Source organism: Amycolatopsis sp. PS_44_ISF1, assembly GCF_032335455.1.
GTDB lineage: Bacteria > Actinomycetota > Actinomycetes > Mycobacteriales > Pseudonocardiaceae > Amycolatopsis.
The window spans coordinates 3,028,295-3,043,003 of sequence record NZ_JANUXO010000001.1 but is presented as its reverse complement, the minus strand read 5'-3'; the positions used below and the strand labels follow the sequence as shown (position 1 = coordinate 3,043,003).

The window sequence follows — 14,709 nt, the reverse complement described above, 5'->3', positions numbered from 1 at the left end:
TCTACGCGTTGTTCACTTGAACGCGAATTCTCCCCAAACCCCCATTTTATTTTCTGCATGTCCGAAGGAGTCGAGGATGCAGATCAAAAAAGCGTCGGTTGTTGCGGTCGTGCTCGCGGCCGGGCTGGCCGCGGCCGCGGCCCCGGCGTCGGCCGCCACCCCGCACCACGGCGTCAAGCACGGCATGGGACTCAACCTCGCCGGACTGCGGGAAGCCAAGGCGGCGCACAGCGCCACCGCGCACTCCGCCGCGCTCCCGGTGCGGAACCGGGCCGGGGCCGCGCCCACCAGCTACGACCTGACGAAGTACGCGCTCTCGCCGGGCGACCAGGGCCAGGTCGGCTCCTGCGTGACCTGGGCCACCGGCTACACCGGTTACGGCGTGCTCATGAACGAGCAGAAGATCAGCGGCAAGCCGATGGCGCCGATGTTCATCTACTCCCAGATCGCCAAGGGCCAGGACGAGGGCACCAATGCCTCGGTCGCCCTGCCGATGGAGCAGAAGCAGGGAATCGACACGAAATCCGACTACTGGCAGGGCGATTTCGACTACACCACCCAGCCCGACCGGAATGAGCGGACCAACGCCGCGCACTACCGGATCTCCGGCTTCACCGAGCTCCCCACCAGTGGCAGCTCCGCCAAGAAGGCCATCGAGAACGCCATTTCCCAGGGCCAGCCCGTCGCCATCGGGTTCAACGTCCACCAGAGCTTCATGGACCTCGACAGCTCGAGCGCGAGCGACTACTCCTACCTGCCCGGTGACTCCTCCAGCGACCCGGTCGTCGGCGGACACGAGGTCACCATCGTGGCCTACAACTCCCAGGGCGTGAAGATCGAGAACAGCTGGGGCAACAGCTGGGGCGACGGCGGTTTCGTCACCGTCCCGTGGGACTTCTTCAGCACCGGCGACGTCGACGAGATCAACGCGATGGGTGCGCTCTCCCAGAGCTGATACCCGCGACCGTGGACCGTGGTGCGCACCGATCGCCGGGCGCACCACGGTTTCCGGCGTTTCCGCCCCGGAAACGCGCCGGCCCGGCCCAGCGGTGGAGGCGAAAAGCCGATCCGCGTGAACCCGCCCCCGGAACGCTCCCGTAGCCTGGCCGGGAAGACCACCGAGGACGGAAGCCGACGGAATGCCCTGGCCGGACCACCTGGACGACTACTGCGAGCGGGTCTCACCGGCGTTCTGGGCCGAACCGGTCAACGCGCTGAGCAACGCCGTGTTCCTGCTCGCGGCCGTGCTGCTCTGGCGGGCGCAACGCCGGGCCGGGCCGCCGGTTCCGGTCGATCTGACCGTGCTCACCGGGCTGATGGCCACGATCGGGGTGGGCAGCTTCGTCTTCCACACCCTGGCCACCCGGTGGTCGCAGGGGCTGGACGTGGCTCCGATCGGCCTCTTCGTCTGCTGCTACCTCGCCGCGTACTTCCACTGGTTCTGGCAGTGGAGGTGGCGGCGCGCCGGGCTGGCGGTGCTGGGGTTCGCGACGTTCTGCGGGGTGACCGCCGCCGGGTTCGGCAGCCACAGCCTCAACGGTTCGCTGCCCTACCTCCCGGTGCTGGCCACCCTCGCCGGGCTCACGGTGGCCCTCGCCCGATCCGCTGATCCGGAACGCGCGGAGCACTGGCCCGCGTTCGCCTCGGCGGCCATCCTGTTCGCCGGCGCCCTGGTGTTCCGCAGCGTCGACACCGGCATCTGCGCCTGGTTCCCGCTCGGCACCCACTTCCTCTGGCACCTGCTCAACGGTGCCGTGCTGTTCGTGCTGGGCCGGGCGCTGACCCGGCGCTGGCGGCAGGTCACCAGCCGGACCGGGAGCGGCCCCGGGCCGGCGTGATCGGGTGCCACCGGACGGTCGCCGCGCGCCGCGGGGCCCACGATCACCGCGCGCGGCGGCCCGGCGGGGTCCTCAGTGGACGGAGGACGCCGGTCGGCCCTTTCGGGCAAGCGGGCCAACCTGAAGACTCGCTGCACGTCTTCCCGGGTAGAGGCAAGCCAAGCGGAACGGGAGGAGTCAGCTCATGAGGCACGCGAGGAAAGCGACGACGGCAGGGGTGCTGCTCGCCGCGGCGGGGGTCGTCCTGACCGGGTGCGGCAACGGTGGTCCGGACGCCTCCGCGGGCGCCCCGTCCACGCCGGCCGCGCCGACCGCCTCGTCGGCGGCCACCCAGCCCACGCCGAGTTCCACGCCCACCGGGGATTCGGCGCCGGCCCAGCAGTCGAAGGCGCAGCTGCTCGCCAAGGTGCCCGGTCAGCAGGCCCTCGTGGTGGCCGTCCCCACCGGGTTCGAGGCCATCACCTACGACCAAAGTGGACACGTCGGCTTCTGGACCGACAGCCCGGAGGGCTGGCACAAGGACAGCACCGGCTCCTACCCCTACACCCCCGGTCACCACGCCCCGCCGGGGGCCAAGGCGACCGGCGCGGTGCTGTCCGGGATGAAGCACGCCACCTTCGTGCTGAACGGCGCCTTCAGCGAGGACAGCACCGGCAACGCCATCGCCTACACCGACGGCTCTTCCGGGTGGGGCATCATCACCGCCCAGCCCGGCGGCAACCTCGCCCCGGCGGGCCCGACCGTGGACAGCCGCAACAGCGGCGTCTCCCACGGCCTGGCCCTGACCGGCGGGCAGTTGCAGACCGAGGACTGCAACCCGGACCAGCCGCTGGCCGAATGCGGGACCAGCGCGGTGAAGAAGTCGTGGCGGTGGGACGGGCACCAGTTCGTCCTCGCCCACTGACCGGGGGCCGGGCGGCCGCCGGGGCGGGAGGACCGCTCAGGACACCCTGATCACCACCTTGCCGGAGGGGTGACCGTGCTCGACCGCGGCCAGGGCGGCCGGGGCGTCGGAAAGCGGGTGGACCGCGGTGATCACGGGCGCCAGGTCCCCTTCGAGGGCCAGCCGGGCGGAGCGCTCCAGGTTGCCGCGATCGAGACGGCGTTCGACGAAACGACCGCCGAGTCCGGACACCGACGCGTCACCCACGGAGATGACGGTGCGGGGATCGCGGGCCAGTGGGGCGACCGCCCGCAGCGAGGCGCCGCCGACCAGGTCGACGATCCCGTCGAACCCGTCCGGGACCAGCTCCCGGGCCGCTTCGACGACGTCGGCGGCGGGGTAGTCCAGGAACCGGGCCCCGGCGGCCTCGGCGGGCTCGCGCTTGCCCGCGCTCCCGGTGCCGGTCACCCGCAGCCCGCGCGCGACGGCCAGCCGGGCCACGGCGAGGCCGACCCCGCCGCCGACCCCGTTGACCAGGAGCGCGGCGCCGCCGGGGAGGTCGAGCTGGTCGAGCGCGTCCACCGCGGTCGTCCCGGCCACGGGCAGCGCCGCCGCCACGGTCGTGGACAGACCGGCCGGGACGCGGGCGGTGTTCTCCGCAGTCAGCACCGTCGTCTCGGCGTAGGTGCCGCCGCCGGTCAGGGCGAAGCCGAAGACCGCGTCACCCACCTCGAGCCCGTCGACCTCCTCGCCCAGCGCGAGCACGGTTCCCGCGGCTTCCATGCCCAGCACCCGGGGAAACGGGCGCCCGCCGTCGAGCCCGGGCACCAGCCCGGCGCGCAGCAGGTGGTCTAGGGGGTTCACCCCGGCGACGGCGACCCGGATCAGCACCTCACCGCGCCCGGGGGTGGGATCGGGCCGGTCGAACGACTCCTGCACCTCGGGTCCGCCGTAACGGCGGAAACCCCACGCCTGTCCCATTTCACGTCCTCCCGGAGCACCGGGCCCGGTGGTTCCCGGGCGCTGTGGCCATGCTGGGCGTTGACACCGGTGTCAGGGGCAAGCCGCTGAGACGCGGGTCACCGTCTTAAGCGGGCTGGGCGGACAGGTGCGCCTGGTGCCGGCCGTTGGCGCGGATCAGCCCGTCGAGCGCGTCGCGGGTTTCGACCAGGTGCGCGATGTCGGCGTCGATCCGGTCGCGCTCGCGGACCATGGTCTCGAACGCCGACTCGACCACGTCCACGTCGCCGGGGGTGTCCACGCACGGCAGCACACTGGCGATCACCCGGCTGGACAGGCCGGCGTCGAACAGCCGGCGGATGAGCGCGACCCGCTCGACCCCGGCGTCGGAGTAGTGCCGCTGGCCGGTTTCGGAGCGCGAACTGGCCAGCAGGCCCTGAGCTTCGTAGTACCGCAGGGAGCGCGCGCTCACCCCCGTGCGCCGGGACAGCTCGCCGATCCGCATACCGGGAACTTTACGCCCGCGCGCGGGCGTGAACCGGCGAACGGGCACCGCGAGGTTCCCGGCCACCGGTAGTGAACGGCCGGCTCGCCAATGCACCAACATTCCGCCGACCGTGGTAAATCGCGGCTGCATTCCGTTACCGGCTGAGTCTTCACCGATGATTCCGGTCACCGGAAAAACAATGTGAGATCCCGGTGAAAAGCCGACTTTCGTCGGTGGTGTCCCACTCCGATGCTGGGGATAGTTCTCCTCGCTTCCCCCAGTGTGCGCACCGCAGCTCTCTTTCGTCTTCCCAAACCCTGCTCGGAGGATGTTGATGACCGCACGGAAGAAATTCGCCGGTTTGACCGCTTTCGCCGCCGGCGCGCTGGCGTGCGCGCTGTGCGCCGCCCCGGCCGGCGCCGCCCCCGCGCCGATGTCGGCCGAGGCCGCGTTCGCCCAGGCCCAGAACACCGCCATCGCGCAGGCCGACCAGGTGCTGGCCGCGCTGGGGGACGCGTCCGGGGGTTACTACCTCGACAACGGTAAAGCCGTCGTCACGGTGCTCAACGACGCCGGAGCGCAGAAAGTCCAGGCCGCCGGCCTCACCGCGAAAAAGGTCAGCCACAGTTTCGCGGCGCTGACCGGAGTCAAGGAAAAGCTCGACTCCGTCCGTGACGTCCCGCAGACCGCCTGGGGCATCGACACCTCGACCAACCAGGTCGTGGTGACCGTTTATTCGGCGGCCACTCCGGCCACCGCGGAAAAGGTGACCACCGCGGCGAAGCAGTACGGCGACAGCGTGCGAATCGAGCACCGGACCGGCAAGCTCGAGCTCTACATCGCCGACGGCGACGCCATCCAGAACAGCCAGGCCCGGTGCTCGCTCGGCTTCAACGTCAAGCGCGGCAGCACCCCCTACCTGCTGACCGCCGGGCACTGCACCAACCTCGGCGGCACCTGGAGCGGCGGCGACGTCAGCGGTGCGCGGGTCGTGGAAAGCGACTGCCCCGGGGCCGACTCCGGCCTGCTGACCCGGCCCAACGGCAGCGGGCCCGGCCGCATCAACACCGGCCAGGCCATCACCAGCGCCGCGGCCCCGAAGGTGGGCGAGCGCATCTCCAAGCAGGGCTCGACCACCGGCGGCGGCACCGGCCAGGTGACCTCGGTCGACCAGTCGGTGAACTTCGACGTCGGCGTGCTCAACCACGAGTTCGGCACCACCGCCCACACCGACCACGGTGACTCGGGCGGCCCGGCCTACGACGGCTCGAAGGGCCTCGGCACCCTTTCCGGGGGCAGCCCGTCGGTCAGCTACTTCTACCCGCTGACCCGCGAGCTCTCCTCCTACGGCCTCACCCTGGCGTGAGCTGAAGATCGGCTGAGGCCGCTTCCGGGAAACCGGAGGCGGCCTCAGTGCTGTACCCACCTCCTCCTGCCCACCTCGGCTAATCTGCCGGGATGACCGAGGCATCCGGGGACCGCGCCCGGCCCGGAGGGCGTACCGCGCGCACCCGGCTCGCCGTGCACGCGGCCGTGCGCACGCTCCTGGGCGAGGGGCGCGACCCGATTTCCGTGCGCGAGGTGGCCGAACGGTCGGGCGTCCACGAGGTCACCGTCTACCGCCGCTGGAAGACCATCGAGTCCCTCGTCCTCGACGTGGCCGTGACGCACCTCAACGAGGAGTCGCCGTTCCCGGACACCGGCGACCTGCGGGCGGACCTGCTGGACTGGGCCCGGTCGGTGGCCGAGCAGGTCAGCACCCACGAAGGCTTCGCCCTCTACCGCGCGCTGGCCGCGGCCGGCTCGGCCCTCCAGCAGCCGAACGCCTCCCCCCACCGCGAGGAAGCCGCGGCCTACCTGCTCGAGCGGACCAGCCAGATCCAGCGGGCGATCGACCACGACTCCACCCGCCGCGCGAACCCGCCGACGGTCGCCGAGGTCTTCGACGTCGTGCTCGCGCCGATCTACCTGCGCGCCATCTTCGGGTACCAGCCACCCGGCGAAGCCCTGGACGTGCTGGTCGACCGCCTGCTCGGGCAGCACTGAGCCCCGCACCACAGTTCTGCAAGAAATATTGCGTTAGTGGCTTCCGCGCGCCCATACTCGCTTAACGCAAGTTTTCTTACATAAATGCGGCTCGGACCCCGCCGATCGAACGGCGGCCTGATCGCCTCCCGGCCCGCCGAGTCGTTCGAGCCCGACGAAAGGACCTCTCGTGACCGAGCACTACCCACCCCGGAGCGAGCTGCGCGACGGTATGCGCGTCGACTGGGACGTCCGCATCACGATGAGCGACGGCGTGACCCTGGCCGCCGACGTCTTCCGCCCCGACGACGACGCGCCGCACCCCGTGCTGCTGGCGGCCGGCCCGTACGGCAAGGGGCTGTCGTTCCAGGAGGGCTTTCCCTCGCAGTTCCAAGCTCTGCTGACCGAGCACCCCGAGGTCTGCGAGCACTCGACCAACGCCTACCAGGTGTGGGAGTACCCCGACCCCGAGCGCTGGGTGCCCCACGGTTACGCCTGCGTGCGGATCGACACCCGCGGGGCCGGCGGCAGCGAGGGCGCGATCGACTTCTTCTCACCGCGCGAGACCCAGGACCTGTACGAGAGCGTCGAATGGGCCGGCACCCGGCCGTGGAGCAACGGGAAGGTGGGGATGCTCGGCATCTCCTACCTGGCCAGCAACCAGTGGCAGGTGGCCGAGCTCGCGCCGCCGCACCTGGCCGCGATCTGCCCGTGGGAAGGCGCCTCGGACTACTACCGCGAGTACACCCACCACGGCGGCATCCCGACCGAGTTCCTGCCGAGCTGGATGCCGTACCAGGTCACCCGGGTCCAGCACGGCCGCGGTGCGGCGCCGCTGAACCCGCACACCGGCCGCCGCGTGTCCGGGAAACCGGTGCGGACCCCCGGGGAACTGGCGGCGAACGCCATCGCGATCGGTGACGTGCTGCGGGCGAACCCGTACGAGAACGACTACTACCGCCGCCGGTCCGCGGTGCTGGAGAAGATCACCGTGCCGACGCTGTCGGCCTCGAACTGGGGCGGCATGGGCCTGCATTCACGGGGCAACTTCGAGGCGTACTCCCGGATCGCTTCGCCCCGGAAGTGGCTGGAGGTCCACGGACTGGAGCACTGGACCGAGTTCTACACCGACTACGGGGTCGGGTTGCAGCGGGCGTTCTTCGACCACTTCCTCAAGGGCGAGGACAACGGCTGGGACCGGCGGCCCCCGGTCCAGCTCAAGGTCCGCACCCCGGACGGCTTCTTCGTCCGCCCGGAGCAGGAGTGGCCGCTCGCCCGCACCGGCTGGACCCCCTACCACCTCGATCTCGACGAGGGCTCGCTGACCGGGTCGGCGCCGGGCGGGGAGCAGGAGATCTCGTTCGAGGCCCGGTCCGAAGGCGTGCTGTTCACCCTGCCCGCGCTGGAGCACGAGGTGGAGATCACCGGCCCCGCCGCGGTGAAGCTGTTCGTGGCCTCGACCACCGAGGACGCGGACCTCTTCGTGACGATGCACCTGTTCGCCCCGGACGGCGACGAAGTGCTCTTCCCCACCGCGTTCGAACCCCACGGCCCGCTCGGCCAGGGCTGGCTGCGCCTCTCGCAGCGCGCGCCGGACCCGGAGCGCTCCCGGCCGTACCGCCCGTGGCACGCCCACACCGCTGCGGCACCGGTGAACCCCGGGGAGGTCTACGAGGCGGACGTGGAGATCTGGCCGCTTTCGATCGTCGCCCCGGCCGGGTACCGCATCGGGCTTTCGGTGCGAGGCCAGGACTACACCCACCACCTCCCGGGCCCCCACGAGCGGACCTACGGGCGGGAGCTGCGCGGCAGCGGCGCCTACTGGCACGAGCTGCCGGGCGACCGCGACCGGCCGGCCTACTCCGGGGTGAGCACACTGACCAGCCGGGACGGGCAGCGGCCGGTACTGCTGCTGCCGGTCGTTCCGGCTCGGTAGGGCTCCTCGGTGCCGGGCCGGTGGCGGAGGGCGGTGAGTTCGCCGTCCGGCTCGGCACGGACGACCGCGGCCGCCGCCGAGCGGCGAGGGTGGCGTGCCCCCCGAGGTCAGGCCCTGACCCCGGCGAACCGGCCGAGGGGCAGGCCCGCCACGTCCGGGAGGGCCGTCGCCGCACCGGCGATGCGATCGGCGTCGGGCTCGACGCCGGGGGTCACTGCACGCGGCCGGTGTCGACCCGGGGCTCGTCGCCCTCGTCGTCGCCCGGGATGTGCACGTCGGAGACGTTGATGTTGACCTCGACGACCTCGAGCCCGGTGATCTGCTCCACCGCGCCGATCACGTTCTTGCGCACCGAGCGGGACAGGTCGGCGATGGAGACGCCGTACTCGACCAGGATCTGCAGGTCGATGGCGGCCTGCTTCTCGCCGACCTCGACCGAAACCCCCTGCGCGACCGAAGCGGAAGCACCCGGAATGCGCTCGCGGAGGGCGCTGAACGCCCGCGCCGCACCGCCGCCGAGGTCGTACACCCCGGAAACCTCACGAGTGGCGAGACCCGCGACCTTGGCCACGACGTTGTCGGCGATGGTCGTCGTGCCCTGCTTCGAAACGAGGGCACCGGTGGTGGCCTTCTCGACCTCGGTCGAGTGGGCCGGGGTCTTGGCGGCGGCCGGGCTCGGGTTCGGGTTCGTCATGACGCCTCCTCGGTTCTTCGGGGTTCAGGGGTGGAAGCTCGCGGTGTCCCGTTTCGCTTCCACACCCCCTAGGACCCGGCCGACCGGAGATCGTCACGGGCCGCTTCTGTGTTCCCCGTCTCCTTCCGCTACCGGGCGTGGGTGCGCTCCTCGCGCAGGATCCGCAGGTGCACCGCGGCCCAGGTGCGAAACGGCCGCCAGGCCTCGGACACCTCGGCGAGCGTGCGACCCGCGCCGTAACGATGAGCGACCTCCTGGGCCAGCCGGCGCTCGTGGGCCGGGACGGCGTCCGGGGCGTTGGCGCCGCGCAGGACGACCAGTTCGGCGGCGAACGGCCCGAGGCCCTTCACCTGCTGGACCCGGCGGACCGCTTCCCCGGCCTCTTCGGCCCGGAGGGACTCCGTGGTGAGCAGACCGTCCAAGGTGGCCTCCGCGACGGCGTGCAGGTACTCGGCCTTGCGTCCGGGCAGATCGAGTTCGACGGCGCGCAACCGGTGTGGGGCGGGGAGGGCGCCGTCCTCGCCGTGCCGGCTGATCAGGTCTTCGCGCAGGCGCGCGGCCTGGGCGATCTGCACCCGCTGGGACAGCACGGCCCACACCGCGGCCTCGTAGGGCGAATGGAAACCGCAGGGCCGCAGGCCGGGCCACCGGGCCTGGGCATCGGCGAGGACGGGGTCGCGCCGGGCGAGGCCGGGCCAGCCGCGGGCGTCGACGTCCAGGGAGAGGAAGCGGCCGGCCTGCGCGGCCGCCCGGCCGAGATCACCGTCACCGGTCACGACGATGCGCGCCGCCGCGTCCTGCTGGGTGACCACGACCTCGGCCCGGCTCCAGTCGCCCTCGACGCGGAACGTCGTCCGCAGCTCGCCCGGATCGTCCCGTACGGGCAGCGCGGCGGGCGCGAAACCCTCCCAGAACCGCTTGCCGGTCTCGAGCGTCCACGGCCCGAGCACCTCGACGGTCACCTCATGGCGGGTCATGACCCTCCTCGATGTCAATATACTGACACACAGAAAGTATGTCATGCTGCTGACATGAGTCAAGGCGAACCGGTCGGACACCTGGACCAGGCGGTCGGCTACGTGCTGAAACAAGCGGCGACCGCGTTGCGCACGGCCATGGACGCCGCCCTGCGCCCGCTGGACCTGACCGTCCCGCAGTACTCCTGCCTCGAAGTGCTTTCACAGCAGCCGGGGCTGTCGAACGCGGAATTGGCGCGGGCCACGTTCGTCACGCGCCAGTCGATGAACCTGGTGCTGCGCGGACTGCAGGACCGTGGCCTGGTCGCCCGCCCGGCCACCGCGGACCACGGCCGGGCCCGGCCGAGCCGGCTCACCCCCACCGGCCGGACGCACTTGCTGGCCGCCAGCACCGCGGTGCGGGCGGTCGAGAAGCGGATGCTCGCACCGTTCTCCGCCGCCCAGCAGAGCCGGCTGCTGCACGACCTCACCTCGTGCGCCGCCGCGCTCACCCCGCAGGAGCCCGGCCGGTCGCCGGGTGGGCCGACCCGGATGGAGCGGGAGTAGGCGAAGACCGGAGCGCTCACGCTCGGGCGCGGCGGTGCAGCGTTGCCGCCGGTCTCCCCTGATCGCGCGGCCCACAAGCGGCGCCGGGTGACGAAGCCCGACAGCAAGGGTCCATTTTGGACAATGCGGCGCGGGCATCGGTGTCCGTTTCGAGCTGCATCGGCGATTCGCCGGTGCGGCACCGGCTGATCGTCCGGGTTCCGCCCGTACGGACGTGCGGGGCGGCTCCAGGTTGCGTCGGAGAGGTCCATACCACGATGACGCATCGCCGGGCCCCGTTCAGGGATCTCTACCAGTGAGAGCCGAGACGGTGCACCATCCGGCAGTTCGAGCGGCGCGGCCGCACCACCGCCGTGCCCCTACCTGAAGGAGAGCTGATGAACACCAAGCTGAAGACCCTCGCCTCGATCACCGTGGCCGGCGGGATCGCGGCCGGCGGCCTGCTGCTCACCGGCGGCGCGGCCTCGGCCATGCCCTCCGACACCCCGTGCGGCTCCGGCGACGTCGTCGTGACGGTCACGCCGGACCAGTCGCACTCCGCCGGCCAGGAGGCGTTCGTGCTGAACTACACGGCCGCGAACCCCACGACCAACTGCAAGCTGGAGGGCGTGCCCACCGCGGTCACCTTCACGCGCGGCCACGGTGAAGGTGACGCGAGCAACACCGTCGTGACCCCGGACCGCACCGACGGCAGCCCGGCCCAGCCGGTGAACCTGCGCGCCGGGCACCCGGCCGAATCCCGCATCCTGCAGGACTCGGCGGCGCCGGCCACCTTCCAGCCCACCGTGGTCAACCTCAACCTGCCGACCGGGCCGAACGGTGACTCCACCACCGTCGCGTGGCCCGCGGACGCCCCGCTGAAGGGCACCACGGCCGAGGTCACCGACGTTGCGAGCACCGACGCCGCCTGATCCCCGGTTCACCAGGCGACGACCCCGTCGTCGTCGAAAATCCGCCCCGCGGTCCGTCGTCCGGCAGCACCACCAGCCGGACGACGATCGCGGCGCCCCGCTCCGGCGTCCTCGGCACAGCAAACCGCCCGAACGGCCGGCTCCCGCTGCCGCGCCACCCGGCCGGAGCGCACCCGGGAATCGGCTCCAGGCGGCCAGGGCGATAGACCGCCCACCGGCTAGGGACAGCAGTTCCACCGCACACCCGAAGCGGCAGATCCTCCGTGGGCCCGAGCAATAGGCCCTTCGCGAACCCGGCGCAGCAAGGTCCCGCCGCACGCCCGGAGCGATAGGTCTTTCGCGCGCCTAAAGCGGCAGGCTATTCGCATACCCGGAGCGGCAGGTCCTCTGCAGACCCAAGGCGGCAGGTCCAACGCAGACCTGGGGCAACAGGCTCGTCGCAGACCCGGAGCGGCAGGTCCACCGCAGACCCAAGGCGCCAGGTCCAACGCAGACCTAGGGCAACAGGCTCGCCGCAGACTCCGGCTGCAGGTCCGCTGCACGCCCGGAGCGATAGGTTTTTCGCGTGCCTAAAGCGGCAGGCTCGTCGCATACCCGGAGCGGCAGGGCTTCCGCAGACCCAAGGCGGCAGGCCCTCCGCAGACCTGGGGTAACAGACTCCGGCGGCAGGTCTGCCGCACGCCGGGAGCGATAGGTCTTTCGGGCGCCTGAGGCGGCAGGCCCGGACCATTAGGTCCACCGCAGACCCAAGGCCGCAAGCCCTCCGCAGGCCCGGCGCCGCAAGCCCTCCGCAGACCCGGGGCGGCAAGGTCCGCCGCAGGTTCGGCGAGCAGGTCCACCGCAGGCCCGGGGCGGTCGGATGGCTCAGACGACCCCGGCGGCGATCAGCTGGTCCCAGACCGTGCTCTGGTCCACCACCTCCACTGCGAACTTCTCGGCCTTGGCCAGTTTGCTCGCGCCCACCTCGGCGCCGGTGATCAGCAGGTCGGTGGCGGCCGAGACCGAGGAGGCGATGGTGGCGCCGGCTTTTTCGCACAGGCGCTGGAAAGTGGGGCGGGGAACCTTCTCGCCCGATCTCGGGTCGCTGATCGCGCCGGTGACCACCACGGTCCGGCCGGCCAGGGGGGCGCCCGCCGCGACCACGGGGGGCAGGTCCTCCTCGCGCACGTCCAGGGAGACCCCGCGTTCGCGCAGGCGCTCCAGCTCGGGGCGCAGCCGGGTGAGGTGCTCGATCAGGGAGGCGGCGACCTTCGGGCCGATGTCCTCCACCGCCACCAGCCCGTCCACGCCCGCGGCGGCGACCTCCTCCAGGGAACCGAAACCGGCCCGGCACAACCGGGCCGCGGTGCCGTCGGAGGCCAGCGGGACGGCCAGGCCGATCAACGCGCGGCGCAGGCCGACCTGGCGGCTCGCGGCGATCGACTCGACCATGCGTGCGGCCGAGACCTCGCCGATGCGGTCGAACTCCAGCAGCCGCCCCTGAGTCAGCCGGTAGAAGTCCGACGGGTGCTCCAGATCGCCCGACTCGGCCAGCCGCTCGATCCACACCCCGCCGATCGCGTCGATGTCCGCCGCCGCCCGCGACGCCCAGTGGATCAGCCGCCGCACGGTCTGGGCCGGGCAGGAGACGTTGGTGCAGAACAGTTCCCGGCTGTTGCCCTGCTCGGTCGACGGCTGCCCGCACGAGGGACAGGCCGACGGCGGCACGATCTCCCGCTCCGCGCCCGTGCGCTTCGAAGCGTCCAGCACCCCGGCGACGAACGGGATCACGTCACCGGCGCGGCGCACCAGCACGGTGTCGCCGATCATGACGCCGCGGGCGCGGATCACCTCCTGGTTGGCCAGGGTCGCGCGGGTGACCGTGGTCCCGCCCACGAACACCGGCTCCAGCCGGGCCACCGGGGCGATCTTGCCGGTCTTGCCCACGTCCCAGACCACATCGGACAGCACCGTGGTCTTCTCCTCGGCGGCGAACTTGTACGCCAGCGCGCCCCGCGGCGAGCTCGACCGGGTGCCCGCCGCGGCGTACGCGCCCCGGTCGGCCAGCCGCAGCACCGCGCCGTCGAGGTCGTAGTCCAGCTCGTGGCGCCGCTGCTCGATCGCGGTGATCACCGCCTGCGCCCCCTCCGCGTCGGCGCAGCGGCGCATGTCGGCGGCGGTGAACCCGAGCGCGTCCAGTGCACGGTTCAGATCGGTCTCGGCGCTGTCGGGCTCGGTGTCCAGGTCGAAGGCGAAGAACCGCAGCCGCCGCTCGGCGACCGCGGCCGGGTCCTTGGCCCGCAGCGTGCCCGCCGCCGCGTTGCGCGGGTTGATCAGCGGTTTGCCCGGGTGCGCGGTGTTGTAGGCGGCGAAGGTGGACCGCAGCATCACCGCCTCGCCCCGCACCTCGACCCGCCCGGCCGCGCCGACCCGCTCCGGGACCCCTTCGGCCAGCGCCCGCACGAGCACGGTCACGTCGTCGCCGGTCGTTCCGTCACCGCGGGTGACCGCCCGGGCCAGCCGGCCGTCCTCGTAGACCAAGGCCAGGGACAGCCCGTCCAGCTTCGGCATCACCACCACCGGCTGCCCGGGGAACCGGTCGAAGAACGCCGCCACCTGCTCCGGCCGGGTCGCCTTGTCCAGCGACAGCATCGGGCGCGAGTGCCGGATCGGCGCGTGCAGCACCGCCGGCGCACCCACCTGGTCCAGCGGGTTCGGCTCCGGGGCGAGCCCCGGATTCGCCTCGATCAACCCCCTCAGCTCGTCCTCGATCGCGTCGTACTCCGCGTCCGCCACCACCGGCGAACCCCGGTAGTACCCGTCCCGCAGCACCACGATCCGGTCCGCCAGCTCCTGAATGCGCTCCCCGACGTTCACGGGACCAGACGTTACCCACCGCCACCGACAAAACCCGGCGACGCGGACCGAACCATGCGCAAATTGCATACCGACCATGAACATCATGCGTTGGACCCATCGGTGAACCCGGGCCTACGGTGGCCGGGCGGCCACCGGAAACCGGCCGCGGTACCAGGAAAAGAGGGCCCACCATGCCGATGACCAAGATCTACCTGCGCTCGGGCCGTACGCCCGAGGACAAGCGAGCCATCTCCGACGCCGTGCACGCGGCCCTGGTCGAAGTGCTCGGCATCCCCGAGGACGACCGGTTCCACGTCTTCCACGAGCTGGCCGACGAGGACCTCGTCACCGAACCCGTCATGTTCGGCCTCGAACGACGGCGCGAGACCATCGCGCTCCAGCTCCACTTCGGCCCGCGACCGGTGGAAACCCTGCGGGCGCTGTACTCCGCGATCGTCACCAACCTGACCCGCGACGCCGGCCTGCAGCGGCGCGACCTCGCCCTCAACGTGATCGAGTCGCCCTCGGCCAACTGGTGGATCGAGGGCCGGGTGCTCGACCCGGAGACCGGCTTCGACGAACGCATCGCCGCGGACAAGATCCCGGGCTGAGAC

14 protein-coding genes are annotated in these 14,709 nt (G+C 71.8%); 9 read left to right on the top strand and 5 right to left on the bottom strand.

Going from position 1 to position 14,709, the window contains the following annotated elements; all coding sequences use genetic code 11:
• Window positions 1-76 precede the first annotated feature (76 nt).
• The 3 genes from NYF13_RS13760 (at window position 77) to NYF13_RS13750 (ending at window position 2,742) form a co-directional block, all read left to right on the top strand.
• A complete protein-coding gene (locus NYF13_RS13760) occupies window positions 77-955 on the top strand; it encodes a C1 family peptidase (RefSeq protein ID WP_315656748.1) in 879 nt (292 codons plus the stop codon).
• 184 nt (window positions 956-1,139) lie between these two features.
• Window positions 1,140-1,838 carry a ceramidase domain-containing protein gene (locus tag NYF13_RS13755; RefSeq protein WP_315656746.1) on the top strand — a complete coding sequence of 233 codons (699 nt, stop codon included), beginning with the start codon at window positions 1,140-1,142 and terminating at the stop codon, window positions 1,836-1,838.
• A 184-nt stretch (window positions 1,839-2,022) separates the two neighbouring features.
• Window positions 2,023-2,742 carry a hypothetical protein gene (locus NYF13_RS13750; protein WP_315656744.1) on the top strand — a complete coding sequence of 240 codons (720 nt, stop codon included), beginning with the start codon at window positions 2,023-2,025 and terminating at the stop codon, window positions 2,740-2,742.
• Window positions 2,743-2,778: 36 nt separating this feature from the next.
• Here the strand turns inward: NYF13_RS13750 and NYF13_RS13745 are convergent, their stop codons facing one another.
• Both NYF13_RS13745 and NYF13_RS13740 read right to left on the bottom strand, forming a co-directional pair.
• Complete coding sequence (locus NYF13_RS13745) at window positions 2,779-3,702, bottom strand: NADP-dependent oxidoreductase (protein WP_315656742.1); 924 nt, start codon at window positions 3,700-3,702, stop codon at window positions 2,779-2,781.
• A 106-nt stretch (window positions 3,703-3,808) separates the two neighbouring features.
• On the bottom strand, window positions 3,809-4,186 hold the full coding sequence (locus NYF13_RS13740) for a MerR family transcriptional regulator (RefSeq protein WP_315656741.1): 378 nt from the start codon (window positions 4,184-4,186) through the stop codon (window positions 3,809-3,811).
• 316 nt (window positions 4,187-4,502) lie between these two features.
• Between NYF13_RS13740 and NYF13_RS13735 the strand changes: the two genes are divergently transcribed.
• The 3 genes from NYF13_RS13735 to NYF13_RS13725 all read left to right on the top strand — a co-directional run bounded on the left by NYF13_RS13735 (window position 4,503) and on the right by NYF13_RS13725 (window position 8,129).
• The gene (locus NYF13_RS13735) at window positions 4,503-5,534 is read left to right on the top strand and encodes a S1 family peptidase (RefSeq protein ID WP_315656740.1); all 1,032 of its coding nucleotides are present in this window, start codon (window positions 4,503-4,505) and stop codon (window positions 5,532-5,534) included.
• A gap of 92 nt (window positions 5,535-5,626) precedes the next feature.
• Window positions 5,627-6,214: a TetR/AcrR family transcriptional regulator C-terminal ligand-binding domain-containing protein gene (locus tag NYF13_RS13730; protein WP_315656739.1), complete on the top strand. Its 588-nt coding sequence runs from the start codon at window positions 5,627-5,629 to the stop codon at window positions 6,212-6,214.
• Window positions 6,215-6,383: 169 nt separating this feature from the next.
• Complete coding sequence (locus NYF13_RS13725) at window positions 6,384-8,129, top strand: CocE/NonD family hydrolase (protein ID WP_315656737.1); 1,746 nt, start codon at window positions 6,384-6,386, stop codon at window positions 8,127-8,129.
• Between the two features lie 211 nt (window positions 8,130-8,340).
• Here NYF13_RS13725 and NYF13_RS13720 read toward each other — a convergent pair whose 3' ends face one another.
• Entirely contained in the window at window positions 8,341-8,823 is a 483-nt protein-coding gene (locus tag NYF13_RS13720) for an Asp23/Gls24 family envelope stress response protein (protein WP_315656735.1), read from the bottom strand.
• A 128-nt stretch (window positions 8,824-8,951) separates the two neighbouring features.
• The gene (locus NYF13_RS13715) at window positions 8,952-9,800 is read right to left on the bottom strand and encodes a DNA-3-methyladenine glycosylase 2 family protein (protein WP_315656734.1); all 849 of its coding nucleotides are present in this window, start codon (window positions 9,798-9,800) and stop codon (window positions 8,952-8,954) included.
• Window positions 9,801-9,854: 54 nt separating this feature from the next.
• Here NYF13_RS13715 and NYF13_RS13710 point away from each other — a divergent pair, with 54 nt between their 5' ends.
• Complete coding sequence (locus tag NYF13_RS13710; RefSeq protein ID WP_315656733.1) at window positions 9,855-10,346, top strand: MarR family transcriptional regulator; 492 nt, start codon at window positions 9,855-9,857, stop codon at window positions 10,344-10,346.
• A 377-nt stretch (window positions 10,347-10,723) separates the two neighbouring features.
• Window positions 10,724-11,257: a DUF4232 domain-containing protein gene (locus tag NYF13_RS13705; protein WP_315656732.1), complete on the top strand. Its 534-nt coding sequence runs from the start codon at window positions 10,724-10,726 to the stop codon at window positions 11,255-11,257.
• A gap of 864 nt (window positions 11,258-12,121) precedes the next feature.
• On the opposite strand, the gene ligA is transcribed toward NYF13_RS13705, so the two are convergent.
• Window positions 12,122-14,113, bottom strand: coding sequence for an NAD-dependent DNA ligase LigA (gene ligA, locus NYF13_RS13700; protein ID WP_315656730.1), 1,992 nt, complete (start codon window positions 14,111-14,113; stop codon window positions 12,122-12,124).
• A gap of 173 nt (window positions 14,114-14,286) precedes the next feature.
• Between ligA and NYF13_RS13695 the strand changes: the two genes are divergently transcribed.
• Entirely contained in the window at window positions 14,287-14,706 is a 420-nt protein-coding gene (locus NYF13_RS13695; protein WP_315656729.1) for a tautomerase family protein, read from the top strand.
• Window positions 14,707-14,709 lie beyond the last annotated feature (3 nt).